Annotated in this window: 29 protein-coding genes; 19 read left to right on the forward strand and 10 right to left on the reverse strand. The window is 70.3% G+C overall.

Going from position 1 to position 25,947, the window contains the following annotated elements; all coding sequences use genetic code 11:
- Nucleotides 1–263: 263 nt before the first annotated feature.
- A complete protein-coding gene (locus tag OG406_RS01670; protein ID WP_266619386.1) occupies nt 264–620 on the forward strand; it encodes an STAS domain-containing protein in 357 nt (118 codons plus the stop codon).
- Nucleotides 621–663: 43 nt separating this feature from the next.
- On the opposite strand, the gene OG406_RS01675 is transcribed toward OG406_RS01670, so the two are convergent.
- On the reverse strand, nt 664–1,353 hold the full coding sequence (locus tag OG406_RS01675; protein ID WP_267049821.1) for a TetR/AcrR family transcriptional regulator: 690 nt from the start codon (nt 1,351–1,353) through the stop codon (nt 664–666).
- 112 nt (nt 1,354–1,465) lie between these two features.
- Here OG406_RS01675 and OG406_RS01680 point away from each other — a divergent pair, with 112 nt between their 5' ends.
- Nucleotides 1,466–2,629, forward strand: coding sequence for an FAD-dependent oxidoreductase (locus tag OG406_RS01680; RefSeq protein WP_329183456.1), 1,164 nt, complete (start codon nt 1,466–1,468; stop codon nt 2,627–2,629).
- A gap of 43 nt (nt 2,630–2,672) precedes the next feature.
- Here OG406_RS01680 and OG406_RS01685 read toward each other — a convergent pair whose 3' ends face one another.
- Together OG406_RS01685 and OG406_RS01690 are read right to left on the reverse strand one after the other, a co-directional pair.
- The gene (locus OG406_RS01685; RefSeq protein WP_266850109.1) at nt 2,673–3,509 is read right to left on the reverse strand and encodes an endonuclease/exonuclease/phosphatase family protein; all 837 of its coding nucleotides are present in this window, start codon (nt 3,507–3,509) and stop codon (nt 2,673–2,675) included.
- Nucleotides 3,510–3,599: 90 nt separating this feature from the next.
- Complete coding sequence (locus OG406_RS01690) at nt 3,600–4,202, reverse strand: GPP34 family phosphoprotein (RefSeq protein WP_267049819.1); 603 nt, start codon at nt 4,200–4,202, stop codon at nt 3,600–3,602.
- A gap of 305 nt (nt 4,203–4,507) precedes the next feature.
- Between OG406_RS01690 and OG406_RS01695 the strand changes: the two genes are divergently transcribed.
- The 5 genes from OG406_RS01695 to OG406_RS01715 all read left to right on the forward strand — a co-directional run bounded on the left by OG406_RS01695 (nt 4,508) and on the right by OG406_RS01715 (nt 8,422).
- Entirely contained in the window at nt 4,508–4,915 is a 408-nt protein-coding gene (locus tag OG406_RS01695; RefSeq protein ID WP_329183459.1) for a nuclear transport factor 2 family protein, read from the forward strand.
- 194 nt (nt 4,916–5,109) lie between these two features.
- Entirely contained in the window at nt 5,110–5,868 is a 759-nt protein-coding gene (locus OG406_RS01700) for an SDR family oxidoreductase (protein ID WP_329183461.1), read from the forward strand.
- 112 nt (nt 5,869–5,980) lie between these two features.
- On the forward strand, nt 5,981–6,598 hold the full coding sequence (locus tag OG406_RS01705) for a VOC family protein (protein WP_329183463.1): 618 nt from the start codon (nt 5,981–5,983) through the stop codon (nt 6,596–6,598).
- A 256-nt stretch (nt 6,599–6,854) separates the two neighbouring features.
- Nucleotides 6,855–8,018, forward strand: a complete 1,164-nt coding sequence (locus tag OG406_RS01710) for an acyltransferase family protein (RefSeq protein WP_329183466.1) — start codon at nt 6,855–6,857, stop codon at nt 8,016–8,018.
- Nucleotides 8,019–8,095: 77 nt separating this feature from the next.
- The gene (locus tag OG406_RS01715; RefSeq protein ID WP_326841279.1) at nt 8,096–8,422 is read left to right on the forward strand and encodes an N-acetyltransferase; all 327 of its coding nucleotides are present in this window, start codon (nt 8,096–8,098) and stop codon (nt 8,420–8,422) included.
- 33 nt (nt 8,423–8,455) lie between these two features.
- Here OG406_RS01715 and OG406_RS01720 read toward each other — a convergent pair whose 3' ends face one another.
- Entirely contained in the window at nt 8,456–9,205 is a 750-nt protein-coding gene (locus tag OG406_RS01720; protein WP_329183473.1) for an SDR family oxidoreductase, read from the reverse strand.
- Nucleotides 9,206–9,351: 146 nt separating this feature from the next.
- Between OG406_RS01720 and OG406_RS01725 the strand changes: the two genes are divergently transcribed.
- The gene (locus OG406_RS01725; RefSeq protein ID WP_267049814.1) at nt 9,352–9,984 is read left to right on the forward strand and encodes a TetR/AcrR family transcriptional regulator; all 633 of its coding nucleotides are present in this window, start codon (nt 9,352–9,354) and stop codon (nt 9,982–9,984) included.
- 40 nt (nt 9,985–10,024) lie between these two features.
- On the opposite strand, the gene OG406_RS01730 is transcribed toward OG406_RS01725, so the two are convergent.
- Entirely contained in the window at nt 10,025–10,507 is a 483-nt protein-coding gene (locus OG406_RS01730; protein WP_164375881.1) for a hypothetical protein, read from the reverse strand.
- Nucleotides 10,508–10,691: 184 nt separating this feature from the next.
- On the opposite strand from OG406_RS01730, the gene OG406_RS01735 reads away from it, so the two are divergent.
- The 4 genes from OG406_RS01735 (at nt 10,692) to OG406_RS01750 (ending at nt 14,226) form a co-directional block, all read left to right on the forward strand.
- On the forward strand, nt 10,692–11,162 hold the full coding sequence (locus tag OG406_RS01735) for an MSMEG_6728 family protein (RefSeq protein ID WP_326841282.1): 471 nt from the start codon (nt 10,692–10,694) through the stop codon (nt 11,160–11,162).
- A gap of 214 nt (nt 11,163–11,376) precedes the next feature.
- Nucleotides 11,377–12,339: an alpha/beta hydrolase gene (locus tag OG406_RS01740; RefSeq protein ID WP_266850117.1), complete on the forward strand. Its 963-nt coding sequence runs from the start codon at nt 11,377–11,379 to the stop codon at nt 12,337–12,339.
- Nucleotides 12,340–12,361: 22 nt separating this feature from the next.
- Nucleotides 12,362–13,081, forward strand: coding sequence for an alpha/beta fold hydrolase (locus OG406_RS01745; protein ID WP_329183475.1), 720 nt, complete (start codon nt 12,362–12,364; stop codon nt 13,079–13,081).
- Between the two features lie 164 nt (nt 13,082–13,245).
- A complete protein-coding gene (locus OG406_RS01750; RefSeq protein ID WP_329183477.1) occupies nt 13,246–14,226 on the forward strand; it encodes a helix-turn-helix domain-containing protein in 981 nt (326 codons plus the stop codon).
- Nucleotides 14,227–14,266: 40 nt separating this feature from the next.
- On the opposite strand, the gene OG406_RS01755 is transcribed toward OG406_RS01750, so the two are convergent.
- On the reverse strand, nt 14,267–16,609 hold the full coding sequence (locus tag OG406_RS01755) for a helix-turn-helix domain-containing protein (protein ID WP_329183479.1): 2,343 nt from the start codon (nt 16,607–16,609) through the stop codon (nt 14,267–14,269).
- A 209-nt stretch (nt 16,610–16,818) separates the two neighbouring features.
- On the opposite strand from OG406_RS01755, the gene OG406_RS01760 reads away from it, so the two are divergent.
- The 4 genes from OG406_RS01760 to OG406_RS01775 all read left to right on the forward strand — a co-directional run bounded on the left by OG406_RS01760 (nt 16,819) and on the right by OG406_RS01775 (nt 19,547).
- A complete protein-coding gene (locus OG406_RS01760) occupies nt 16,819–17,397 on the forward strand; it encodes a dihydrofolate reductase family protein (RefSeq protein WP_329183481.1) in 579 nt (192 codons plus the stop codon).
- A 296-nt stretch (nt 17,398–17,693) separates the two neighbouring features.
- Entirely contained in the window at nt 17,694–18,005 is a 312-nt protein-coding gene (locus tag OG406_RS01765) for a hypothetical protein (protein ID WP_203661996.1), read from the forward strand.
- A 123-nt stretch (nt 18,006–18,128) separates the two neighbouring features.
- Nucleotides 18,129–19,034, forward strand: coding sequence for a GNAT family N-acetyltransferase (locus OG406_RS01770; RefSeq protein ID WP_329183485.1), 906 nt, complete (start codon nt 18,129–18,131; stop codon nt 19,032–19,034).
- A 132-nt stretch (nt 19,035–19,166) separates the two neighbouring features.
- The gene (locus tag OG406_RS01775; protein WP_164375872.1) at nt 19,167–19,547 is read left to right on the forward strand and encodes a VOC family protein; all 381 of its coding nucleotides are present in this window, start codon (nt 19,167–19,169) and stop codon (nt 19,545–19,547) included.
- Between the two features lie 214 nt (nt 19,548–19,761).
- On the opposite strand, the gene map is transcribed toward OG406_RS01775, so the two are convergent.
- Nucleotides 19,762–20,532, reverse strand: a complete 771-nt coding sequence (gene map / locus OG406_RS01780) for a type I methionyl aminopeptidase (RefSeq protein WP_164375871.1) — start codon at nt 20,530–20,532, stop codon at nt 19,762–19,764.
- Between the two features lie 65 nt (nt 20,533–20,597).
- Between map and OG406_RS01785 the strand changes: the two genes are divergently transcribed.
- A complete protein-coding gene (locus OG406_RS01785) occupies nt 20,598–20,897 on the forward strand; it encodes a helix-turn-helix domain-containing protein (protein ID WP_266850123.1) in 300 nt (99 codons plus the stop codon).
- Between the two features lie 173 nt (nt 20,898–21,070).
- Here the strand turns inward: OG406_RS01785 and ltaE are convergent, their stop codons facing one another.
- Together ltaE and OG406_RS01795 are read right to left on the reverse strand one after the other, a co-directional pair.
- Nucleotides 21,071–22,198, reverse strand: a complete 1,128-nt coding sequence (ltaE, locus tag OG406_RS01790) for a low-specificity L-threonine aldolase (RefSeq protein WP_329183487.1) — start codon at nt 22,196–22,198, stop codon at nt 21,071–21,073.
- A gap of 118 nt (nt 22,199–22,316) precedes the next feature.
- A complete protein-coding gene (locus tag OG406_RS01795; RefSeq protein WP_329183489.1) occupies nt 22,317–23,195 on the reverse strand; it encodes an SDR family oxidoreductase in 879 nt (292 codons plus the stop codon).
- A gap of 341 nt (nt 23,196–23,536) precedes the next feature.
- On the opposite strand from OG406_RS01795, the gene OG406_RS01800 reads away from it, so the two are divergent.
- Nucleotides 23,537–24,040 (forward strand): hypothetical protein, encoded by a 504-nt coding sequence (locus OG406_RS01800; RefSeq protein ID WP_329183490.1) that lies wholly within the window; start codon nt 23,537–23,539, stop codon nt 24,038–24,040.
- A 71-nt stretch (nt 24,041–24,111) separates the two neighbouring features.
- On the opposite strand, the gene OG406_RS01805 is transcribed toward OG406_RS01800, so the two are convergent.
- Nucleotides 24,112–25,284: an epoxide hydrolase family protein gene (locus OG406_RS01805; protein ID WP_329183492.1), complete on the reverse strand. Its 1,173-nt coding sequence runs from the start codon at nt 25,282–25,284 to the stop codon at nt 24,112–24,114.
- Nucleotides 25,285–25,366: 82 nt separating this feature from the next.
- On the opposite strand from OG406_RS01805, the gene OG406_RS01810 reads away from it, so the two are divergent.
- The gene (locus tag OG406_RS01810) at nt 25,367–25,945 is read left to right on the forward strand and encodes a CGNR zinc finger domain-containing protein (protein WP_329183494.1); all 579 of its coding nucleotides are present in this window, start codon (nt 25,367–25,369) and stop codon (nt 25,943–25,945) included.
- The last annotated feature ends 2 nt before the right edge of the window (nt 25,946–25,947 follow it).

A 25,947-nucleotide genomic window follows, 5' to 3' on the forward strand; every position in this document is an offset into this window, starting at 1 on the left:
GGGCTCATTAGGATAGGACAGCCGCGCCTCGCGCCAGCAGTCACGGCCAACGGGGAGGGGAGGGACGCGCCATGACGGCTCCCCGCACGCCCTTCACGGCCTCGGACCTGTCGGACCGTGCCACGCGAGGAGACGGCGGTCTGCCGGCCACGGTGCACAGACTCTTCACCGATCGGGGAACAGGAACAGGAACAGGACGACATCGCACCGCTCGCCCTGTCCGTCCCGACCGGCCACACACCCCCACCCGCCCAGGAGAACCGGTGAACGACCGCACTCTGACCGTCACTCGACACACCCACGCCGACGGCGCCACGGTGCTGACCGTAGCCGGTGAACTCGACCACCACACCGCGCCGGACCTCGCCCGGGTCATCACGGAGACACCCTTCACCCCGGACGTCCCCCTGCTGATGGAGATCTCCGAGCTGACCTACTGCGACTCCACCGGGCTCACGGTGTTCGTCAGCGCCTACGACCGCGCGCTCAAGGCCTCGTCGCGTCTTCTGCTGGTCGGGATGAACGCCGACCTGATGCACCTGTTCCGCATCGTGGGCCTCGATCAGCTCTTCATGTTCCAGCCCACCGTCGAGGACGCCATCGACGCCCTTCACGCCTGAGCGGCGCTGCCGGCGGGCCTGCAGCGCGGCAACCCGCACGCGGTCAGCGGCCCGCGGTCGCGCTCAGGCCGTCCAGGAGCAGATCGAGGCCGGTGGTGAACTGGTCGCGGTCGTCATGGTCCCGCAGGTCCGTGGTCGTGCCCGTCAGGAAGGGGTACTCGGCGGGGTCGAGCGCGGCCCAGTGTTCGGCGGTCCGGGTCAGGAACGCGGCGCGGCTGGTGGCCGTGCCGACGGTGACGCCCGGGGCGATGATCTCGGCACTCACGCCGGTGATGTAGTACGAGATCGAGGTGGAGACCGCGAACTGCCGCTCGGCGGGCAGTCCCGTCCGTGCCACGAGGGTGCCGATGCGGTCGAGCAGTCGCAGGGCGTTCTCCAGCGTGGCCGGCGCGGTGACGTGGGACGCCGCCCATGGGTGCCGGTCAAGGGCGTCGAAGACGGCGACGGCGAGCGTACGCAGCCCGGCGACGGCGTCCCCCTCCGTGCGGGGGACCGTGCCGAAGGCGTGGCCGAGGACCTGGTCCGCGGCGAGGGCGACGAGTTCGTCCTTGTTCGCCACATGCCAGTACAGGGCGCCGGGTCCGGTGTCGAGCTGCTTGGCCAGCAGCCGGAAGGTCAGTCCCCGCTCCCCGTGCTGGTCGAGCAGGGCGACGGCCGCGCTGACGATGATCTCTTGCGACAGGGCGTCGGGGCGCCCCTTCCCGTCGGGTGCTCTTCCTCGTGTGCGCGGCATGACCACATTTTGACACACCCTGGATCGGTGTTCCATATTGGTTATGGAACACCGATCCATAATGTGTCCGGCGAGCGCCCAGCGCCGTCGCGGGCACGGGAACGAGGAAGCCATGACCACCACCCACCACCCCATCGCCATCGTGGGCGCCGGCCTCGGGGGCCTGACCCTCGCCCGGGTCCTGCACGTCCACGGCATCCCCGCGACCGTCTTCGAGGCGGACCCCTCGGCCGCGTCCCGCACCCAGGGCGGCCAGCTCGACATCCACGAGGACGACGGGCAGCGCGCGCTGGCCGACGCCGGCCTCACCGACGCGTTCCGCGCGATCATCCACGAGGGAGCCGAGGCACTGCGCGTGCTCGACCAGGACGGAAAGCTGCTCCACGACGAGCCGGACGACGGCTTGGCGCAGCGCCCCGAAGTGCTGCGCGGAGACCTGCGCGGGATCCTGCTCGACTCGCTGCCGGACCGGACCGTCCAGTGGGGGCGCAAGGTCGGCGCCGTCCGCTCCCTCGGCGACGGCCGGCACGAGCTGACCTTCACCGACGGCACGACCGTGACCAGCGGCCTGCTCGTCGGTGCCGACGGCGCCTGGTCGAAGGTCCGCCCCCTGCTCTCCGGCGCCACACCCCGGTACATCGGCACGACGTTCATCGACACCTATCTCCACGACGCCGACCGGAAGCACCGTGCGGCGGCCGAGGCGGTCGGTGTCGGCGCCATGTACGCGCTGACCCCGGGCAAGGGGATCGTCGCGCACCGCGAGGCGGGAAACATCCTGCACACGTACGTGCAGCTGAACCGCCCCGCCGACTGGATCGCCGGCATCGACTTCACCGACGCCTCCGCCGCGACCGCCCGGGTGGCGGCCGAGTTCGACGGCTGGGCACCGGAACTCAGGGCACTGATCACCGACGGTGAGACCACACCGGTCGCGCGCATGATCCACACCCTCCCGGACGGGCACCGGTGGGACCGTGTGCCCGGGGTGACGCTTCTCGGCGACGCGGCACACCTGATGCCGCCGTCGGGCGACGGCGCGAACCTGGCGATGTTCGACGGCGCCGAACTCGCCAAGGCGATCGCCGCGCACGGCGACGACCTCGAAGCGGCTCTCGCGGCCTACGAGACGGCGCTGTTCGCCCGCACCGAGCCCTTCTACGCCGACGCCCACGAGATCCTGGACCTCTGCCTCGGCGACCGCGCGCCGTTCGGACTCATCGATCTCTTCAACGGCGTTCCCCAGGGCGGGGACGGTACGCGGGAGCAGGGCTGAGCCCTCCCACCCTTCTTGTGCAAGCGCCTTCAGGCGGACGCGCTCACGACGCGTCCAGGTCGCCGTACAGCACGTGGTGGTCCGAGTACGACGACGGACGCACGGCGTGTCCGGTCGGCACGAGGCCCCGCAGGAAGACGTAGTCGAACGTGCTCTGCCAGTCGGTCGTCGGCTCGCAGTCGCCCGTGGACGAGGGGCCGCATCGCGGGTCCACGTCCACGGCCAAGGCCCACATCGGGGCGAGTTCGGGAGCATCGGGAACGGCGTTGAAATCACCGAGGACGACGGCACGGTCGTGCCGGGCGACTTCCGCGGCGAGGACGCGTGCCTGTCCCGCTCGGACCGTCTCCTGTCGTCGCTCGGCGAAGTGCGTGTTGAAGACCCGCAGCGGCCGGCCGTCCACCGTGGTGGTGACCGCCATGTACCCGCGGTCCTCGGACCCGCCGTCGGGATACTCCGCCGTGACGAGATCCCTCATGGGTGCGGCCGAGAGAATCGCCTGGCCGTAGCCTCCCGGACTCCAGGGTGCTCCACCGCAGCGGCCCCAATTGCGCAGGACGGAACCGAACTCGACCTGGTAGGTGAGTCCGTACAGGTCCTCCAGGTAGTCCACGATCCTCTCGACGTCCCCCACGCACGCCTCTTGCAGGCCGACGACCTGGGGCGCGTACGAGGCGATCTCCGACGCGCGGTCGACGTTGCTCCCCGCACAGGGGTTGCAGAGGTTCCAGGTCATGACGCGGTTCGGGACGACGTCGACGGCGGCGTCCACGGCTCCCGACCTGACGAAAGGAGAACTACTGGGCGCGGTGGGGCCGATGAGCACCAGGCACGCCACGATCACGGCACCCGCGATCAGTTGCGTGCGTCCCTTCGCCACCGGCGGCCCCCTCACGGCGGACAACCCCTTCGCGGGCGTCCTCTTCACACGAGGATAAGAGGTGTGCCGCTCCTGCCCGAGAGCAGCCGGTCACTCGGGGCTGCGCCAGATGTTGTCGAACGCCGCTCCCTCGATGCTGCGACGCTGCCGTTCGGCCTCCAGTTCCTGAAGTGCGCCGCTGACGCCGGCCAGCACCGTCTCCGCGGCGTCGTCCCCGATCTCCGGGACCTCTCCGGCTGTCTCGCCGGTGATCCCGATCCCTTCGGCAAGGGTGCGAAGCACCGGCTCCGCGGCGGACCAGTGCTCCGCCGCCTGCCGACGGGGAATCGAGTCGACGAGGACGGTGTGTCCGCCGCGGAAGGGGCGTCTGCCCTGTCTCCGAACCAGGCCCTCCGACTCGAAGGCGGCCCTGTACGTCGCAGCCAGGCCCTCTCCCCTGCGCCACAGCCAGTCGTCGACCGACTCGTACGGTTCGGTCACGACCACGGCGGCCGCCGCATCCTTCAAGAGACGGTCTGTCGGAGCCGCCAGGTCACCCGGCACTATCCGGTCGCCCTCCAGCCGAACCGCCTGGCTCTCCGACAGAGCGAGCAGTTCGGCCCCGGCGAGCGCGAGGGACAACTCACCTGATCGCACCGGCCGGTTCCCCTCGACATCGAGAGCGACGATCAGGAGATCCCGCGGCATGCTCATGAGCAGTCTCCCGTCCAATGCGTCGGCAACGGAACGCCGTTGACGGACACGGGTACCGCTCCGGACGCGGGACGTCGGTTCGGCTGCGGGTGCAACCGGCGCTCTCCACAGGCAAGTCCGGGCAGATCCGCCCCCATTTTACGCAGCGTGCCCCACACCTGCATCCCGCGCCGTTCTCCTCTGCCGTCGAGGCCGCCCTCTCTCCTCTGCGGTCGAAGCCGTCGTCGCGCGTCCAGCGACGGGCGTGGCTAGGCTGGAGCAGGCGGCACACTCCATTCCCTCCGCCCCGCCGCAGGAGGCGCACGGTGACGAACTCCGACGACCGGACGCGGGGCGCGCTGGAGGAACACTGGCGGGCGTCGGAGCTGGGGGACATCGAAGCCGAGCACGCCATCTACGCCCCGGACGCGATCCTCGACTACCCGCAGTCCGGTGAGCGATTCCGTGGTCGCGCGGCGATTTCCGCGCAGCGGGGCGGACACCCGGCCAGTCGGCACTTCACCGTGTTGCGCATCATCGGCGGAGGTGATCAGTGGGTGAGTCAGTGCGTGATCACCTACGACGGGGTGCCGACGTATTCGGTGAGCATCATGGAATTCACCGACGGGCATGTGGCGCACGAGACGCAGTACTTCGCGGAGTCTTTCGGGGCCCCGGAATGGCGAACGGCGCTTGCCGAGCCGATGCCGGGCAGAACCATCGCCAAGGCCTGATCCGTGCCGGAGCGCGGAGCGGATGCCGTCCGGTCGAACGAGTGACAGACTGAAAATCCGGTCGGCCGCACAGCCGGTCGAGTGGAGCGTCGTTGTGCCCGCGCATCGCACGCGTTTCCGGCTGGGCCCGACGCCGCAGCGTGACGCCGTGGGGGACTCGCACGAATTCCGCGTCCTGAGAGTGGTGACCCCTTGTGAGTGGGATCGATGGAGAAGCCGACGGCGCACGCGGCCGGCTCGCCGGGCAGACGGTCGTGGTGGTCGGAGGCAGCGCGGGCATCGGTCTCGAGACCGCGCGCCAGGTGCGTGCGGACGGCGGCGACCTGGTCCTGGTGGCGCGGGACCCCGGGCGCCTCAAGCGTGCGGCCGAGCAGCTGAACCCCCTGAGCACCGCCGCGTTCGACGCCCATGACGTCGAACGCCTGGAGCGCTTCATCCAGGAACTCCCCGGACAGGTCGACCATGTGCTGGTCACGGCGGGCAGCCCGTCGTACACACCGATCGCCGAACTCGACCTGGCCGAGGCCGGATCCGACTTCGGCGGGCGCATCGCGATGGTCCTGGCGGTGGCGCGGGCGAGCCGGGAGAAGGTCAGGCCAGGGGGAACGCTGCTGTTCATCGGCGGTACCGGCGGCAGGCGCCCCGCACTCGGGATGGCCGTGACGGGCGCCGTCACTGCCGCGCTCCCGGCACTGACCGCCAACCTGGCGCTGGAGATCGCGCCGGTCCGGGTCAACCTCATCGCGGCCGGGTTCGTGGACACACCCCTGTCGGCCTCTCTCCTCGGCGACCAACTCGACGCCCGGCGAGAGGAGTTGAGGAAGACGTTGCCGATCGGACGCGTGGTCGGACCCGAGGATGTCGCCGCCCTCGCCCTGCACATCATGGTCAACGGCGCACTCACCGGGGCCACATACGACATCGACGGCGGCCAGCAGCTCGTGGCGCACTGACACCCATGGCCCGGGGTTCGGGCCGCGGCCGGAGTGGAGCACGGCCCGGCACTGTTCGGGAAACAGGTCGTCGTCCGTGTCGCCCTCGGGACCGAGACGAGAGGAACAAACGATGGACATGAAACTCGAGGTCGTCGTGGTGCCGGTCTCCGACGTCGACCGCGCCAAGGACTTCTACACAGGGCTGGGCTGGCGGCTCGACGCGGACGTCCCGACCGGCGAGGACTTCAGGGTGGTCCAGATGACCCCGCCGGGCTCTCCGGCCTCGGTCATCTTCGGTACGTCGGTCACCGAGCAGGCCCCGGGTTCCGCGCGCGGGCTGCACCTGATCGTCGACGACATCGAGACGGCCCGCGAGGAGCTGCGAAAGGGCGGCGCCGACCCGGGCGAGGTGTTCCACGACTCCGGAGGCGTCTTCCACCACGCCGGCACCGACGCCCGGGTTCCCGGCCCCGCTCCCGAACGCGGCAGTTATGGATCCTTCCTGTCGTTCAGCGACCCGGACGGCAACGGCTGGCTTCTCCAGGAGATCACCACGCGGCTTCCGGGCCGGCTGGATCCCGCGACCACCGCGTTCTCCTCGGCCGACGACCTGGCGAGCGCGCTGCGGCGTGCCGCGGCCGCGCACGGGGAGCACGAGGCACGTACCGGCGCGGAGGACCCGGACTGGCCGGACTGGTACGCGCGGTACATGGTGAGCGAGCAGGCCGGGACGGAGCCGCCCACCTGAGCCCGTAACGGCGGTTCGCCCAGCGCCGGTTGCGGAGGGGCGGAGCCGACCGCGTCGGAGGCGACGATCCTGAAGGACGCCCGCAGATGGCGGGTCCGTCGGGATCGTCGCCTCCGTTCGTGTGGCGAGTGTGCTGATTCGGACCACGGGGCGCTCCGGGGTGGCTACGGTGCCTCCGGGGTGCCGCGTCGGCATGACTCGCGCGATTCGGGCAACCCGCTGAGACATCCGACGGGGTTCCGATGAGGGGGTGCTCGTGAGGGAGACGCTGCAGCGCTCGAGCCAGGAGGAAGCTCGCCTCGGTCGTCCGCACGAAGACGATCCTCAGGGGACAGCCGGCGACGGAGGGCCCCGAAACCCGTCCGGCGAGGACACCCGGCCGAAGCGGACAGCGCAGCGTGAGGCCTTCTTCGACAACGCGAAGTACCTGGCGATCGTGCTGGTCGCCATGGGCCACGCCTGGGAGCCGCTGCGCGGTGACAGCCGGGCGGCGGCGGCGCTGTACATCACGGTCTACACGTTCCACATGCCCGCGTTCATCATCGTCTCCGGCTACTTCTCGCGAAACTTCGACGCGCGTCCGAACCGGATCAGGCGTCTGGTGACCGGCGTTGCCGTTCCGTACGTGGTGTTCGAGGTGGCGTACTCGCTGTTCAAGCGGTGGGCGGACGACGACCCGGGCTTCGCGATCAGCCTGCTGGACCCCTGGTATCTGACGTGGTTCCTGGGCGCCCTGCTCATCTGGCGGCTGACCACTCCGGTGTGGAGGGTCGTGCGCCGACCGCTGCCCCTCGCGCTCGCCGTCGCGGCGCTCGCGGCGGCCTCCCCCGACATCGGCGACGACCTCGACCTCCAGCGTGTCCTGCAGTTTCTGCCCTTCTTCGTGCTCGGGCTCTGCCTGAAGCCGGAGCACTTCCACCTGATCCGCCGCCGTGAGGCGCGCATCCTGTCCGTGCCCGTCTTCGCGATCGCCCTGGCCGTCGCCTACTGGGCGGCGCCGCGGATGAACGCCGCCTGGTTCTACCGTCGGGACAGCGCACAGGAACTGGGCGCACCCGGCTGGACCGGTGCCGCCATGACGTTCGCCCTCTTCGCCTGCTCCGTGGTCCTCGTCGCCTGCTTCCTCGCCTGGGTTCCGCGGCGCACGACGTGGTTCACCGTGCTCGGTGCCGGGACCCTGTACGGCTATCTGCTGCACGGCTTCCTCGCCAAGGGCTCCCGCTTCTGGGACTGGTACGACCACGCCTGGATCCACCGGCCGCTCGGCGAGATCGCCGTCACCGTCGTCGCCGCCGCGGTGATGACCCTGCTGTGCACCCCGCCCGTACAGCGGACCTTCCGCTTCGTCATGGAGCCGAAGATGCGGTGGGCGTTCCGGCAGAACGCCGTCGATGTCGCGAAGGCCCGGCGGTCGGGGTGACCGGCCCGGCGAGACCGCCCGCACTTCACTTCGAGCGCCTCGGCGCGTCGACACCGGCGGGCCTTCAGGCCGTCGTCATGCGGGACGGCGAGGGACGGGCGGCTGGACGGCTGGACTTCCAGATCTGCCACTGTTGCCGGCTGGGTCATGTGGAGAGCATCGTCGTCGCGGCACACTGGCAGGGCCAGGGCGTCGGCAGACGAGCCGTCCACACGGCTCTGGGCCCGTCCATGGGCTACGCCTGGTCCACGTCACGGCAGACGTCCGAGGGCCGCCGCTTCTTCGCGGCCATGCGGGAGGAGACGGGCCTGGCGTTCACGGCGGGCGGCGCGGGATGCCCGCACATGCTCGCCGCGCACCGGCCGGGACTCCTGCGCGGTCTGCTCACCCACCACCGCGCGTAGGCCGCCGACGCGCCGCGGGCGGGAGCCCGGTGGTCAGGCGGCGCCGCCGTTGGAGAACAGGACCTGGCCGTTGACCCACCGGCCGCCCGGACCCGCAAGGAACGCGACCGCCTGCGCGATGTCCTCCGGCGTGCCGAGCCGCTCCAGCGGAGAGACGGCCGCGATCCGCTCGACCAGCGCGGGGCTCTTGCCTTCGAGGAAGAGCGGGGTGGCGGTCGGCCCGGGAGCGACGGCGTTGACGGTGACGTCCCGTCCCCGCAGTTCGCGGGCGAGGATCAGGGTCATCGCCTCGACCGCGCCCTTGGTGGCCGCGTAGGCGGCGTACGTCGGCTGCTGGAGCCGGGTGACGGACGTGGAGAAGTTCACCAGCGCTCCGCCGGGGCGCAGCCGGCGGGCCGCGAGCTGGGACACGACGAACGTGCCGCGCACGTTGACCCGGTGCATCCGGTCGAAGGCGTCGAGATCCATCTCGGCCAGCGGGGCCAGCACCATGATCCCGGCGGTGTTGACCACCACGTCGACCCCGCCGAATCGCTCCTCGGCGGTGTCGTACAGGGCAGCCATCGCCGTCTCGTCCGCGACGTCACCGGAGACGGCGACGGCCTCGCCGCCCGCCTTCCGGATCGACGTCACGACCTCGTCGGCGCGTTCGGCCCGGCCGGAGTAGTGCACGACCACGGACATGCCGTCCGCGGCCAGCGCCTGCGCGACGGCGCTGCCGATGCCTCCCGAACCTCCGGTCACGATCGCCACACGGGCGGCGGGCTGCTCAGTCGTGGTCATGGTGATCTCCCTCTGGCTTTTGTGGACGGTTAGTACATTAGCAGGATGTAGACAAGTGGTCCATATACATGTGGCCGGTGGGTCCATATAGTGGTCGGCGGATGCCGCGCCGCCCCGGTCGGCCGATCGTGACGAGGAGGAGCCCCGTGGAGCGCGGAGACACCGAGGGAGCCGGAACCGGCATCCTCAAGCCGGGCCGCGGGCGCCGTCGCGCGGAGGACGTCCGCCGCGCCACGCTGACCACGGCGGCCGAGCTGCTGCTCGCCGAGGGGGTGCACGCACTCACCTTCTCGAAGGTCGCAGCCCGCGCGGGTGTCAGCAAGATGACGCTCTACAAATGGTGGCCCTCCCCGGGGGCCCTGGCCTTCGACGCCTACTTCACCACGTTCAAGGAGACCCTCGCCTTCCCCGACACGGGCGACATCAGGCGTGATCTGCGGACGCAGCTGCGCAGTTTCGTCGATCTCCTCGACCGCAAGGGTTCCGTCATCGCCGGGATCGTCGGAGCCGCCCAGGGGGACCCCGACCTGGCGGAGGCGCTCTCGACGCACTACGTCACACAGCGTCGCGCCCTCGCCGTCGAACGTCTCACGCTCGCCCGGCAGGCCGGCCAGATCCGCGACGGGGTCGACCTGGAAACGATCGTCGACCAGCTCTGGGGCGCCGTGTACCACCGGTTGCTGATGCCGGCGCAACCACTGACCACGGAGTTCGTCGATCAGCTGATCGACAATCTCTTCCAGGGCGTCGCGCCGCCCCCTTCCGACCCGGCGCCTTAGTCGCGGGCCACCGCCCTCGCGGGAGACTCCGCGGACACTCTCAGCTCAAGTGGTCACGCACGACGTCCAGGAACGTCCGCCGGCTCGGCCGGATGGCGGCCCAGACCTGCTCGTCCCGGGGTTCCCCGGGAACACCGGAATCACCGGGCCCGTCCCTGATCACGTCCTGGACGGCGAACGCCAGCCGCCGTGCGGCTTGGTTCACCTCGGGTGCACACAGCATGTGGATCGTCTTCTGCGCGACCCACATCCTGTCGATGGTCTGTCTCGCCCGCGCCTGCCACTGCTCGTCGGCGATCCCGTGGTGATGGCGGTCCACGGCGACCCGCTCCCCCTCCTGCACCGTGCGCAGGAAGTCGATGAGCTGGGTCAGGCGCTCGCTCCGACGCGCTTCTGCACGTTCGCGAAGACTTCTGCGCGTCTCGGCCCGCTCCGACGCACGTCCCAACGCGTGCTGGGCCACCCACGAGACCAGCCCGCCGAGCAGAACGCCGATGAGCGGCGCGAGTGTCGTCCCTACCATGCCTGGAACATGGCACCGACGACGCCGATGTCGTGGTTCTTCGGACAAACCCGAGACAACGCGGTCCCTCTCGCATAGGGCTGCCGCCCACGGGGCGTGAGGCGTCGGCAGCGGGGTGGGAGGACCGGGCGCCCGCACTCCCATCGCCCGCGTGGGAGGGGGCCGATCACGGTAGTGATCCTCCGTGCAGACCTTTCTTCCGTATCCCGACTTCACGCGGTCGGCCGAAGTGCTCGACCAGGCCCGCCTGGGCAAGCAGCGGGTGGAAGCCCTCCAAGTGCTGCGCGGCCTCATCGTGCCCGGCTACGGATGGCGGCACCATCCCGCGGTGCGCATGTGGACCGGCTATGAGGAGGCTCTCGTGCGCTACGGGCTGGACGTGTGCGCCGTGTGGGTGACGAACGGGCGCGCCGACACGTGTGCGGCCACGCTCACCGCCGACTTCGAGAGGCACCGTCCAGGCGCGCCCGTGCGTGTCCGGCGGCAGCTCGCCGAGGCCCGCGAACTGCCGCCCTGGCTGGGCGACCCCGCCTTCCACCGGAGCCACCAGTCCGCTCTGCTGCGCAAGGCACCCGAGGTCTATGCCGCGTCCTTCCCGGACGTGCCCGACGACCTGCCCTACGTCTGGCCCACGTCCGACCGGACGACCTCGTAGCACCGACGGCGTCGCCCGCGCCCCGCTCGGGGCCGGCTCGGCCGCCTCCACGCGTCCGTGCACCCTGGGTCAAGTGCCGTTGCAGGCAGGGGCAAACGGGAGCCGCTCGACGGATCTAGCGTGACGGGTGACGGCACGGACGGCCTCTGGCACGGAACCTCGCCGTCGTCACGCCGGACGGACCGGCGTGTGAGCAAGACTCCTGGAGACTCTCATGGCCGACGACATCACGCCGGTGCTGGAACCTGCGGCTGCCGCCTTCGCCGAGGCGACCGCCCAGCCGCCCTACCTCTTCGACCTGGCTCCCGCCGAGGGCCGCAAGGCCGTCGACGAGGTGCAGGGAGGCGACATCGCGAAGCCTGCCGTCGACGAGGAGTGGATCACCGTCTCCGGCGGGCCGACGGGAAGCGTGCGCGCCCGCATCGTCAAGCCCGCCGGCGCGACGGACACCCTTCCCGTGATCCTCTACATCCACGGTGCCGGATGGGTGTTCGGCAACGCCCACACCCACGACCGCCTCGTGCGCGAACTGGCCGTCGGCGCCCGCGCCGCCGTGGTCTTCCCGGAGTACGACCTCTCCCCCGAGGCCCGCTACCCGGTCGCCATCGAGCAGAACTACACCGTCGCCCGCTGGATCGTCGAACAGGGCGCGGGCAAGGGTCTGGACGCCTCGCGGATCGCGGTGGCCGGGGACTCCGTGGGCGGCAACATGACCGCCGCGCTGACCCTGATGGCGAAGGAACGGGGCGACGTCCCGCTCGTGGCGCAGGTCCTGTTCTACCCGGTCACGGACGCCAATTTCGAGACGGGCTCGTACCACCAGTTCGCGACGGGCTACTTCCTGCGGCGCGACGGCATGCAGTGGTTCTGGGACCAGTACACGACCGACGAGAACCAGCGCGCCGAGATCACCGCCTCCCCGCTGCGCGCCACGACCGAGCAGCTCACCGGCCTGCCTCCGGCCCTCGTCATCACCGGCGAGGCCGACGTCCTGCGCGACGAGGGCGAGGCGTACGCCAACAAGCTGCGCGAGGCCGGCGTCCCGGTCACGGCCGTCCGCTACCAGGGCATCATCCACGACTTCGTGATGCTCGACGCCCTGCGCGAGACCCACGCCGCCGAGGCCGCCATCACGCAGGCCATCGGCACGCTGCGCTCGGCACTCAAGACCGTCTGAGACCCACGGGGAGAAACAGCACATGACCACCTCCACACCCACCGTCGTCCTCGTCCACGGCGCGTTCGCGGACGCCGCCAGCTGGTCCGGAGTCGTCGCGGAGCTGCAGAGCCACGGCATTCCCGTGGTCGCGCCACCGAACCCGTTGCGCGGCCTGGCCGTCGACGCCGCGTATGTGGCGTCCGTGGCAGCCCAGATCGACGGCCCCGTCGTCCTCGTCGGACACTCCTACGGCGGTGCGGTCATCACCGTGGCCGGTGCGGCGGACAACGTCGTCGGGCTCGTCTACGTCGCCGCCTACGTCCTCGAAGAGGGCGAGAGCCTGGGCGAACTCCAGGGACGCTTCGCCGACTCGCCGCTCGCGACCAGCCTGCAGCAGTCGACGTATCCCGTGGACGGTGCCGGGACCGCCGTCGAGGTGACCATCGAGGCGCAGGCCTTCCCCGACGTCTTCGCGGCCGACCTGCCGGCCGATGTCACCAAGGTGTTGGCCGTCGCCCAACGCCCGCTGGCCGCGGCGTCGTTCACGGAGGCCGCCTCGACCGCCGCCTGGCGGACGAAGCCCAGCTGGGCGCTCGTCGCCGGAGCGGACCGGGCGATCAACCCGGAGGTCGAGCGCTTCGGCGCGCAGCGGGCCGGCGCGACAACCGTCGAGATCGAGGGCGCCTCGCACGCCGTCGCCGTGTCTCGGCCCGTGGACGTCGCCGGCCTGATCCGGGACGCGGTCCGCGCGACGAGCTGACCGCGTAGCCACGACGGTCCCGCGGGCGCTCCTCCCCCGTGACGTCCGCGGGACCGTGCTGCGAAACTTCCTCCGTCTCTTCCTGGTCCCTCCCCCGTCGACGCTGTGTGATTGCGGTACAGGCTGCTTTGCCGAGCGATCACGCTGCCCGTGGGAGATTCCTGGTGTCCACCGTCCTGTCCACCGCACCGCTGTCCGCCGCCGAGCGGACGGCACGCTGGCACGAAGCGGTCAACCGCACCTTCGTGCCCCTCGATGTCGAACTCCTCGAACGCGAACCGTCGCCCGGATCCATCGTCAGCCACCAGCTCGGTCCCCTGCGGATCTCCACCGTCCAGGCCGGACCGCAGGTGGTGCGGCGCGACAGGCGTCTGATCGCGCGGGACAGCCGGGAGACGGTGATCCTCAGTCTGCAGAACCGCGGCACCGCGGTGAAGGAGCAGGACGGCCGCGAGTCCCGGATAGCACCGGGCGGCTTCTCCCTCAGCGATTCGTCCCGGCCGTTCAGCAAGAAGCTCGCCGACGGCTTCAGCTTCACGTCGTTCCAGTTCCCCCGCGATGAGCTGCGGGTGCGTGACGAGGATCTGCGGGCCGTGACCGCGACGTCCTTCCCCGGCGACGAGGGCACGGCGGCGCTGCTCGCGACGTACCTGGCCGGGACCGCCCGCGAGGCGGCGGCCTTCGACCACGGCGTCGGGGGCAGGGTCGCGGCCACGGCACTCGACCTGCTGGTCCTGCTCATCGACGAGCGCTGTGGACGCTTCGTTCCCGATGCGCCGGAGCATGCCGCGGCATCACTGGTCCGTGTGAAGGAGCACGTGGTGCGGAATCTGTCCGACCCAGATCTTTCGCCGTCCAGGATCGCCGAGGCGAACTTCATGTCGGTGCGGTACGTGCACAAGCTGTTCCAGCTCGACGGCACGACCGTGGGTGGATGGATGCGGGCGCAACGGCTGGAGCGGTGCCGCCGGGATCTTCTGCGGCCCCGGGCGAGGGACCTGGGCGTGGCGGCGATCGCCCACCGCTGGGGCTTCGTGAGTGCCAGCCACTTCAGCCGTGCCTTTCGCGCGGCCTATGGGATGGCCCCGCGGGACTGGCTGGCCACGGGAGGGTCGGAGGGGCGGCAGACCGCTTCGGAGCTGTGAGCGGCCTGGTGTCACCCGCGCGCCGTGAACGCTTCGGGCTTCAGGATGCGGGGTCGGTGCCGATGGATGACGACCGCTCCTCGGCCGGGGCCTGGAGTCGGGAGCGCGCTTCCTCCACCAGCTCCGGCGGGACTCGGCCTTCCAGTACGAGAACGTGCTCCAACTCGGCAGTGGCGGCGGCGAGTTCACCGAGCCCGGTCAGAGCGCGGGCCAGGTACAGGTGGACCTTGCCCTCCTGCTTGTCCCATCCGAGAGCCTCGAACCGCCCACCGATCGGCCGGAGAACGTCGACGACGTGGTGCCAGTCCTCTCGGGCGAGGTAGGCGAACGAGAGGTGGTAGGCGGCGATCAGAGCCGTGACGTCCCGCACGTTCGACGGGATGCGGTCGATATTCCGGGCGTCTGCGAGAACCGCCATGACCTCCCCGTAGGTCTCGATGGCCTCGTCGGTCCGGTCGGCCGAAGCCAGGCTGTCGATGGCGACGTTGCAGGCCTGGAGGTATCCGTTGATCTCGTCGGCCTTGGCGAACAGGTCCATGGCCCGGCGTGCGCTGTCCGCGGCGCGGGACGGATCACCGGCGCGGCTCAGGAGTGAACCGAGGTAGGTGTGGGCCCATGCCTCCTGGATGACGTCGCCCGCCGTACCGGCCAGAACCAGGGCACGCTCGGCGGCGCCGACCGCGTCGTCGTGGCGGCGGTCACAGGCCCAGTAGGCCCAAGCGAGGTAGTTCAGGTGGGTGGCTTCCAGGACGGGATCTCCGAGCGACGCGGACGCCTCGGCCGCCCGCTCGTAGAGGTCGACCCAGAGCCCCGACGAGACCCAGTTGTCGGAGAACCAGTGCATGGCCTCGGCGACTTCGACCACCTTGGCGTGTTCGCCTTCGGCGGCGGCCGCGTGGAAGGCCGCCGACCAGTTGGCACTCTCCGCCTTGATCCACTGAAACGCCTGCCGACGGCTGTCCAGGGCCACCAGACGCAGCGGATCCGGCGCGGGCGCCCCGTAACCGGGCTCGTACCAACGGCCGGCGAGGACGGCCGTATCGAGCAGCCAGGCCCGCAGCCGTGCCGCGTCGGCGGCCGACCGCTGGGGGCTGTCCTCCACCTGGTGCCGTGACCGCGCGTACAGACACAGGAGGTCGTGGAGGCGGTAGCGGTCCTCGTGATGCGTCGCGAGCAGCCCGGCCTCCAGCAGCTCCTCCAGTACGTCCTCGGCCTCGGGAATCGTCGTGTCCGCGAGTACCGCGGCCAGCGGCACGCCGAAGTCGCCGCCGGGTACGAGCGAGAGCAGCCGGAACATCCGTGCCGCGCCGGCGGCGAGACGTGAGTACGACAGGGAGAACGCGGAGTTCACGCGCAGGTCGCCGGCGCTGAGCAGGTCCAGTCTGCGGTTCTCGTCGTTGAGGCGGGTGGCCAGGCGGTGGAGGCTCCAGTTCGAGCGGGTGGCGGCCCAGTTGGCGGCGACGCGCAGAGCGAGCGGGAGGTGACCGCACAGTTCCGTCACCGACCGCGCGGCCTCGGGCTCCGCGTCCACGCGGCCGGCGCCCACCACCGCGCGCAGCAGGGAGGCGGACTCCGGCTCGCTCAGGGCGCCGAGTTCGACACGCTGGACACCTTCCAGGCCCGCCAGGGTGCGACGACTGGTCACCACCATCAACACCCCGCCCGTACGCGGCAGGAGCGGGCGCACCTGGGCCTCGCCGGCCGCGTTGTCCAGGATGACGACGGCGCGGAGGTCCGCGGCCATCGCGTGATAGCGCGCCAGACGCTCCTCGCTGTTCAACTGCGCCACGTCGAGGTCACCGACGCCCCAGGCTCCGAGCAGACGGACCACCGCGTCGTCCACGGAGAGCGGGTGGGCGTCCAGACCCCGCATGTCCACGAGGAACGCCCCGTCCGTGAAGGAGGTTCCGCATTCTTCGGCCAGTCGGATCGCCAGGGTGGTCTTCCCGCTTCCGGGAGAGCCGAACACCACGGCCACCGGGGGTGCGACCGCGTAGCGACCCCGGTCCGGCGCGTCGGTGTCCGCGAGGTGCCGCTGGGCGACGTCCCGCAACAGGTCCAGCTCGGCGCGCCGTCCGACGAAGTCACGGACGCCCCTCGGCACCTGATGGGCAGGGACCACGGAATCGGAGGGGCCGGCGACCGGACGGGAGGCCCGGGCGATCGCCAGCAGGTCGGCATGGATCGACTCGTCCAGTCCCAGGCCCTGCGCCAGGGCGGCGATCGTCCCGCGTCGGGGGCGAAGACTCCGCCCCCGCTCCATGTCGCCGATGGCGCGTCCCGAGACACCGGACGCCTCGGCCAGCTCCTCCAGCGTCAGACCACGACTCTGACGCAGTTCCCTCAGCCGACGGCCGAACCGCGTCCCGCTCCTGCTCTCCACCACACCCCGCCGTCGGCACTACCCACACATTTTTGTCGTTTCATCTTACTCTGCGCGGTGTTCCGGCCATTCATTCAATTCTCAGGTGGTCGCGGTCACCGCCCACGACGGCCGTCAAGGTCCCCGCGCGAGTCGGACGGCGATGAGTCCCACCGCTTTTGCCAGTCTGTATTCACAGCACGCGAGCAACCGCACTCGAGGAGGCCATCATGACCGTGACCTACACGTTCGACGTCTTTTCCAGCCTCGACGGATTCGGCGCAGCCGGCGGAAACTGGACCGGGTACTGGGGCAAGCAGGGGCCGGAACTCCTGGACCACCGGCTCGCCCTGTACGACGAAGCGCAGCGGATGGTCTTCGGCGCCAACACCTATCGGGCGTTCGCACGGATGCTGGCCGAGAGCACCGAGGACTCCGACGTCCGTGACCCGTGGGTCACGCGGATGCGGAACCTGCCGACGACGGTGGTGTCGAGCACGCTCGAGGGGCCTCTGGACTGGCCGGACGCCGAGGTCGCGAACGGCGATGCCGTCGATGTCGTCGCCCGGCTCAAGAAGGACTCCGCGGTGCCGCTGCGCTCGCACGGCAGCCTCTCGATGAACCGGGCCCTGATGGCGGCCGGCCTGGTGGACCGCGTCCAGGTGACGCTCTTCCCCGTCATCACCGGTCGGACCGGACTGGAACCGATCTTCGGGGGTGCGTCCGACTTCGACCTCGAACTGATCGAGCACCGCACGCTCGACGGCGATATCCAAGAGCTCGTCTACCGGCCCACCGCACACGTCTGAGTCCGGCGAGAGCAGGTGCCCCGCGGGAGGCGCACCACCGAAGGCGGGCCGTCCACGCCCGGCATCTTGGTGAGTGTCAGGTCCATCATGCCTGTTCGGAGGCTGTTTCGGTAGGACGGAGGCCACGTCCGTTCGGCCTTGTCGCCGGTGGCGGTCCACCCGCAGACTCGTCGTCATCCACCCTCCGGCGTTCGTGCCGGCATCCGTTCCCGGCTGCCGGTGCGTTCGCCGTGCTGTCTCGTCGCGCGGCGGGCGCGGCGCGGGGTGGGGACGAAGGGGGATCGGTGGATCAGGACATGGTTGTACTGGCGAGAGTCCGGCTGCTCAGTGCCAACCGACGCGTGGTGCGCGGCACCGAGGGGCTGTGGATCTATCGCCTTCTCACACAGGTCGAACCGGAGGTGTACGGGTCGAAGCTGGCGTACGTGCTGGTCGAGGCCGGCGCTTCTCCTCGGGTGAGCGAGTTGCCGGAGCGACGGCTGGCCCTGTTCGACGAGGCGGTGACCGTGGCGAAGGCGCTCGACGTCACGAATCCCTACCGGGCGAAGGTGTTGGAGCGGGCACTGGCGGCCCGGCAGCGGGAGTTGGACGGACGACCGGTGTCGTAGCGGATCCTTACAACAGCAGGTGGCCCGGGTCTCGCGTGCGTCCGGTCCGGCGAGAGCCGGGCCGGACGCCCGGCCCGGCACCAAGGGCTTCCCGCGAGCCGACTACCTCAGAGATCATGAAGCATGCTCCCGGACGACTGGCAACTCACCGCCGAAACGGACGACTTCCTCACCCGAAGCGGAGACTTCCTGCGCTCGCGGGCGGCGATGCACAACACGGTGCTCACGGACATCGAGAAGCTGCGGACACGCGGGCCTGACCCCCGCGACGCCGCGTTCGCCCCCGTGTTCGGCCGACTGGTGTCAGGAGACGAGGTGCTCGCCGTCTTCTACTACACCCCGGGCGGGCGCCTGGGCCTGACCCCACTCTCTGTCCAGCAGGCCGACGGCCTGGCCGCGCATCTGGCCGACCTCGGACACTCCCCTGCCCATGTCATCGCGGACCACGACACCGCCACGGCTTTCGCCGAGGCATGGCAGCGGCACACGGCCGCCGTCCCGACGCCCTTCTGGCGAACCCACCTCTACCGTCTCGGTACGCCCACTCCACCGCAGCCATGCCCGGACGGCCGAGGCCGTGTCGCCGGGCCGGAGGACCACGAGCAAGTCGTCGACTGGTGCCGGGAGTTCTGCGTCGCCGTCGAGGAACAGGCCACCATCGACGCTCTTGACGCCGGCTCCTGGGGCAGCACCCGTTTCGCGGACAAGCACTTCACGTTCTGGGAGACCCTGGACGGCACTCCCGTCTCCATGGCGGGTTCCACGTCGATGATCGGCGGGATGGTCCGGGTCGACCCGGTCTCCACACCGGCCCGCTTCCGGGGTCGCGGGTATGCGGGCGCGGTGACGGTCGAGGTGAGCGGCGCCGCGTTGGCGGCGGGGGCGACGGACGTCGTGCTGTTCGCGGACCCGCGCAATCCGACCAGCAACGCCCTTTACCAGCGCGTCGGTTACGTCCATCTCGCCGACTTCACGGGGTACCGGTTCTCGTCCACCGGCGGACCGGAAGGCACTCGACGAGCGACGTGAACTCGGGGCCTGATTCCCTTCGCCCGTGCTCGTCCCGTCCGGTACGGTCGCGGGATTGTCCCCGCTGCCGGGAGCCACGCGGATCAGAGCGGGCGTCCCGGCAGCTCCGTCGTTGAGAGCGGGTCTTCCTCCATGGCATGTCGTATCGGTGAACTCGTGCTCGGTTGCCGCGACCCTGAGGTGCTGGCGCGGTTCTGGTGCGAGGTCCTGGATTTCGTCGTCCTCAGTCGTGAGGAGGACGGCTCGATGGAGATCGGTCCTCGCGAGGGGTTCGGCGGCGCGCAGCCGACGCTCTTCCTCAGCCGCAGGGACGAGCCGGAACAGGGCAAGTCCCGGCTGCACATCGACGTCAACGCGACCGACCGCGATCAGGACGCCGAACTCGAACGCCTCCTCGGGCTCGGCGCCCGCCCGGCCGACATCGGTCAGACCGGCGAGGAACAGTGGCATGTCCTCGCGGACCCGGAAGGCAACGAGTTCTGCCTCCTCAAGGCCCGCCTCAACCCGATCTGACGCCCGTCGGCCCCCGCCTCGGCACCACCACGCGAGAGCGCCGGGAACAGACGTTGCCGGCGCGGCTGTTGCCCGCGCTCACGCGGTCCGTTCGGTTCACGTCGCGTCGGCTCGGTTCACGTCGCGTCGGTTCGGTTCACGTCGCGTCGGTTCGGTTCGGTCGCCGAGATCCTCCCGACGCCGGACGATCTCCTCACTCGCCGGAGAGGCCCCGCTACCGCGCCAGGGTGAGGATCTCGGCCCCGTCGTCGGTGATGGCGATGGTGTGTTCGCTGTGCGCTGTGCGGCAGCCCGTCGCGCTGCGGAGTGTCCATCCGTCGTCGTCGGTGACGAGTTCGGCGGTGTCCGCCATGACCCACGGCTCCAGTGCCAGCAGCAGTCCCGGGCGCAGTTTGTATCCCCGGCCGGGACGGCCGGTGTTCGCGACATGCGGGTCCTGGTGCATCGTCGACCCGATGCCGTGGCCGCCGAACTCGGTGTTGATGGGGTATCCGGCCTCACTCAGCACCGTGCCGATCGCGTGGGAGAGATCTCCGATGCGGGCCCCGGGCCGGGCAGCGGCGATCCCCGCGGCCAGTGCCCGTTCGGTGGCGTCGATCATCGCCACGCTCTCCGGGGGCTTCACGTCCCCCACGAGGAAGCTGATGGCGGCGTCGGCGGCGACGCCGTCCTGAGAGACGGCGAGGTCGAGGGTGAGCAGATCACCGTCGGCGAGGGTGTAGTCGTACGGCCGGCCGTGGAGCACGGCGTCATTGACGGCGGTGCAGATGTAGTGGCCGAACGGGCCGCGCCCGAAGGACGGTGCGTAGTCGACGTAACAGGACTGCGCCCCGGCGTCGAGGATCATCGCCTTGGCCCACCGGTCGACGTCCAGCAGATTCGTGCCGACCACGCAACGGCTCTTCAGCGTCTGCAGGATGTCCGCGACCAGGGCGCCGGTGACTTTGGCCCGGGTCAGCAGGGTGGGGTTCAGGATCTCGATCATGCGACGCCCTTCTCATGCAACCAATAACAATACCGGTTGAACTATACCGGTACTAGAATCGCCTCATGGTCAGGACGCCGCTCACTCCCGCAGAGGTCGCACGCGGTCAGCGCCTCGGCGCCCTCCTGCGGCGCGCACGGGGAAACCGCTCGATGCTCGCCACCGCCCTCGACGCACGCGTCTCACCGGAGACGCTCCGGAAGATCGAGACGGGCCGCGTGGCGACTCCCAGTTTCTCGACCATCGCGGCGATCGCCGAGGTCCTCGGCCTCTCCCTCGACGCGGTGTGGGCCGAGATCAGCGAGCCGGAATGTGCCGTCGGCGCGCACATCGGGCACGGCGCGCGTGAGCAGCTGACCTCGTAGGCCGCCTCACGGCCGGTCGCCACGTCGGAGAGCGCGGCGAGGGCGGGCGCGCGTCGCGGTGAGAGCGCGGCGACCACGCCGGAAGTCAGCCCGCGGCGGCACGCGAAGCTTCGCCCCGTCAACGCCCGCGCATGGCCGGCGGGAGGGGCGTAGAGACGAACAGTCCTACGGAATCAGCGAGTTGCCGTCTCGGCCAGGGTCTCGCGGACGATCCGCACCGCGCGCTCCGTGTCCGCGCGGGTCACGTCGAGGTGGAACACGAAGCGCAGTTGTCCCGGGTATCCAGCGCACAGCAGGCCCCGGCGCGCCAGCCGGTCGCTCAGGTCCTCGGTGTCGATGCCAGGGGCGGACGTCGCGAAGACCATGTTGGTGCCGCTGGGCTCGATGGTCAGGCCTTCCAGGTCCTTCAGGCCGTCGGCGAACAGGGCTGCGTGCGCGTGGTCGTCCGCGAGTCGCGCCACATGGTGGTCGAGCGCGTGGAGTGCCGCGGCCGCCAGCACGCCGGCCTGCCGCATCCCGCCCCCCAGGACCTTGCGCCAGCGCCGCGCACCGTTCACGAACTCCCTGGATCCGACGAGTGCCGAGCCGACGGGTGCGCCCAGGCCCTTGCTGAAGCAGACGGAGACACTGTCGAAGTGACCGGCGATCAGTCGTGCCTGCGCGTACGGATCGTCTCCGGAGGCCACCGCGGCGTTGAAGAGCCGCGCCCCGTCGAGGTGCGTGGCGAGCCCGTGATCGCGGGCGAGTCCCGTCGCCGTCTTCAGGTAGTCCGGGGACACCGCGCGGCCACCGATGGTGTTCTCCAGGCAGAGCAGCCGGGTCCGCGCGAAGTGCGGATCGTCCGGCTTCACGGTGGCGGCGATGTCCTGCGGGTCCAGTGTCCCGTCCGCCCGATGCGGCAGCGGCTGGGGCTGGATGCCTCCGAGCACCGCGGCGCCACCGCCTTCCCACCGGTACAGGTGGGCCATCTGGCCGGCGATGTACTCGTCCCCCCGACCGCAGTGGGTCAGCAGGGCGCACAGGTTGCTCTGCGTTCCCGAGGAGACGAACAGCGCGTCCTCGAATCCGAGGAGTCCGGCGATTCGCTCCTGCAGCGCGTTGACGGTGGGGTCGTCACCGAAGACGTCGTCTCCGACCTCGGCCTCGGCCATGGCCCGCCGCATCGCGTCGCTGGGCCGGGTGACGGTGTCGCTGCGCAGATCGACGGGACGACCGGACGCGCCGTATGCCGCGCCCGTCTCGTTCGCGGCGTGGGAGACGTCGGCGGCGTCGGCCGCGCGGGCGGAATCAGTGGTCGGCACACGCACACTCTGCCACGCCGGGAGCGGCCTTGACCGTCGGGGTGGCCGACGGTCCGCGGAGCATGGCTCGCTCCCGACCGCCGACCGGACAGTGCCCGGACTCACCCCTCCAGGAGGCTCAGGCAGCGCGCTCCGCCGACGGATCCTCCTCCTGCTCCGGTACGGACTGAACCGACGCCCCCTGTACGAGAACCCGAGCGGCGGCGAGTTCCTCGCGGGACGCCTGTTCCGCCGCTTCGAGGTACATGTAGGCGTCGTCACCGATCGGGATGCGCAACGGGGTCGGGCCGTCGCCGGTGACGATGTCCAGTACGCGGGCCGCGTAGTCCTCCGGGCGTCCGGTGGCGGGATCGTCGGCCATCGCGCGCAGCCCGTCGAGCGTCCCGGAGGTCGTGTCCGTGTAGGCGGACAGGCGGCGCTCCGACTCGGAGACGGTCGTTCCGTAGTGGGTGGCGAAGCAGCCGGGTTCGACGACCGTGACGCGAATGCCGTCCGGGGCCACCTCCGCGGCCAGCGCCTGACTCATCCCCTCCAAGGCGTACTTTCCCGCGGCGTACGCGCCCAACCCGGGAAACGCGATCCGGCCGGTCAGGGACGAGACGTTGACGATGTGTCCGCGGCCCTGGGCCCGCATGAGCGGGAGGACGAGCCGCACCAGACGCCAGGGGGCGACGACCAAGGTCTCCAACTGGTCCCGCACCTCGGCGTCCGAGACTTCCTCGACCGCGCCGAACAGGCCCGCCCCCGCGTTGTTCACCAGTACGTCGATGCCGCCCAGCCGGCCGGTGGCCGTCCGGACCGCCTCCTCGCACTGGCCGGCGTCACGCAGCTCCAAGGGGATCGGGACGATCTGCTCGGGCCAGGCGCTGCGCAGTCCCTCCAGCCTGGCGACGTCGCGAGCGGTCACCGCCACCATGTCTCCAGCCCGCGCCGCGGCCTCGGCCAACGCCTGACCCAGTCCCGACGAACACCCCGTCACCAGCCACCGTCGCACCATTGATCCCCCGTCGCGTTCGTGACGCTCCAGTCATGCCCCCGGCACCGGGCTCGGCCCGGTGCCTCATGATCGGTCACGAACAGGCCGCCGGTCATCCCGCGGCAAGGGGCGCCATGGGGCACACCCGGCGCGCGTCCAGCTCACGTTTCACTCCCCGAGCCCCTTTTTACGGTTCCTTTCCCTGCGCGGCTACAACCTTTCCCGAATTCCCTGCTGTACAAAAACAGCGCCGCCCATGCGCAACCATTCCGTCGCTCCAGCGCTCTTACAGGACGACCAAGCGCCCGCGGGAATACCGCGGGTTTTATCGGGATTCCGAAAACGGGGAAGGTTTTCATCCAATGCGTACTCGTGTCCGCACCACATTGTTCGCCGCCGCCGGTATCGCCGCCGCCCTTTCGCTCGGCGCGATCACCCCCGCCCTTGCCGGTACCAGTCAGCAGCCGGGCACACAGAGCGCGGCGACAGCCACGGCCGTCCAGGGTGACCCTCGCGCGGCCACCACGCGCGTCGCCGACTTCTACGGCGCCTACATCGACTCCATCTGGGACAACGAAGACCCGGCGGCCTCCGCGAACGCCAAGGCTCTGCGGAAGTTCTACCTGAGCCCCGCGGAACAGAAGACCGTGGCCGCCTTCGAAGCGAAGGAGCACGCCGACGGCATCCTGTTCGCCCAGAACGTGCCGGTGAAGTGGAGCGTCACCTACACCGGTTCCGGCGCCGGTCACGCGACGTCGCTGGTCACGCTGACCTGGAGCGACGGCCAGAACCCGGAAGTCACCAAGATCAAGGTCCAGTCCGACCTCCAGACGCGCAAGATCACCGACCTTCAGCCGGCCGGCTGACGGCGCCGACAGCACGGACGGAGCGCCCGGATCGCCGGTCGTCGACGGCGGTCCGGGCGCTCGCCTCTCCTTCACCGATGCGCGGCCAGTACGGCCGTGAGCCCCTCGCGAAGATCGTCGACGAAATAATCGGGAACCTCCAGCGACGGGAAATGTCCCCCGCGTTCGGGTGAGCCCCATCGGACGATCTGCCGGTACCGTTCCTGCGCCCACGGACGCGGGCACTTCTCGATGTCGCGGGGATACATGGTGATTGCCGACGGGACGTCGACCCGGAGTTCGGGGTCCAGCGAGTTGTGGCTTTCGTAGTAGATGCGGGCCGCCGATGCTCCGGTCCGCGTCAGCCAATAAAGGGTGACGTCGTCAAGAACCCTGTCCATGGAAATCGTCTCGAACGGACTGTCCTCGGTATCCGTCCACTCGGCGAACTTGTCGAGGATCCAGGCGAGAAGCCCGACCGGTGAGTCGACGAGCGCGTAGCCGATGGTCTGCGGTCGCGTCGCCTGCTGCTTCGCGTACGCCGCCCGGTGGCGCCAGAAATCGCGGGTCTCCTCGGTCCAGCGACGCTCGGTCGCCGTCAGCCCGTCCGTCGTGGACCCGGGCGGTGCCTCCGCGAACGTCGTGTGGATGCCGAGGACGTGCGCCGGGAACCGGCCGCCGAGAACCGTGGTGATGTTTCCTCCCCAATCGCCGCCGTGGGCTGCGAACGTGCCGTAGCCGAGCCTTCCCATCAGTTCGACCCATGCGGCCGCGATCTTCTCGGTCCCCCACCCGGTGGTGGCCGGCTTGTCGCTGTAGCCGAAACCCGGGAGCGACGGGACCACGACGTGGAACGCCGGCGCGTCCGCGTCGTCCGGATCCGCCAGCTCGTCCACCACATCGGTGAACTCGGCGACGCTGCCCGGCCAGCCGTGCGTCAGGATCAGCGGAACGGCGTCCTCGCGCGCGGACCGGCGGTGCAGGAAGTGGATCCCCAGACCGTCGATGGTCGTACGGAACTGGCCGATTCGGTCGAGACGCTCCGCGAAGGACCGCCAGTTGTACCCGGTCCGCCAGTAGTTCACGACTTCGACGAGATCGGCGAGAGGAACACCCTGTTCCCATCGACGGGCTCCGGGCGCGGCCTGACGGACCGTCTCGGCCTCCGGCAGCCGTGCCGCGGCCAGCCGCGCGCGCAGATCGTCGAGGTCGGCGTCAGGTGTGTGGGCTTCAAATGCTTGCACGTCGCTGCTGGGACGGGGCATGAGACCTCCTGGCCATCGCGGAACCGGCTAAGCCGGTTCTAACAGGAGTCCCGGCCCTGCCGCAACCGGCTAAGGTGGTTCCATGCGTGCTGAGTTCCCTGAATTCCGCCTCGGTAGCGTGCTGGCGACCAGCTTCACCGGGACCCTTTCCGAGCGTCACGGCAGCGCCGTGGAACGCATTCCCGCACCGCACCGACTCGTCGACTGGCTGGAAGTGAACGGCCTCGCCGTGGACTCCTGCACCGCTGCACAGCTGGACCTCGCCCGTGAGCTGAGGGAGTCGATCCACGCCGCCGCGACCGCGGCCGCGCGCCACGACGCTCTTCCCGCGTCGGCCGTCCACGTCATCAATGACCGCAGCGCCCAGGGGCGGGCCGCGGCGATCCTGACGCCCGAGGGCCGGCGGCGGTGGCGGCTCAGCTCGGCCTCCTGCGTCGAGGACGCCCTCGGCGTGATCGCCGCCGACGCGATCGGCATCATCGCGGGCGAACGAGACGGAAGACTGGCCCTGTGCGCGTCACCGACCTGCCGAGCCGCCTTCTTCGACACCAGCCAGAGCCGCACCCGCAAATGGTGCGACATGAACACCTGCGGGAATCGCCAGAAGAAGGCGCGCTTCCAGGCCAACCGGCACAGAAGCCCTGACTCGGAGCCTGCCTGACA

It is taken from the genome of Streptomyces sp. NBC_01428 (genome assembly GCF_036231965.1).
Lineage (GTDB): Bacteria > Actinomycetota > Actinomycetes > Streptomycetales > Streptomycetaceae > Streptomyces.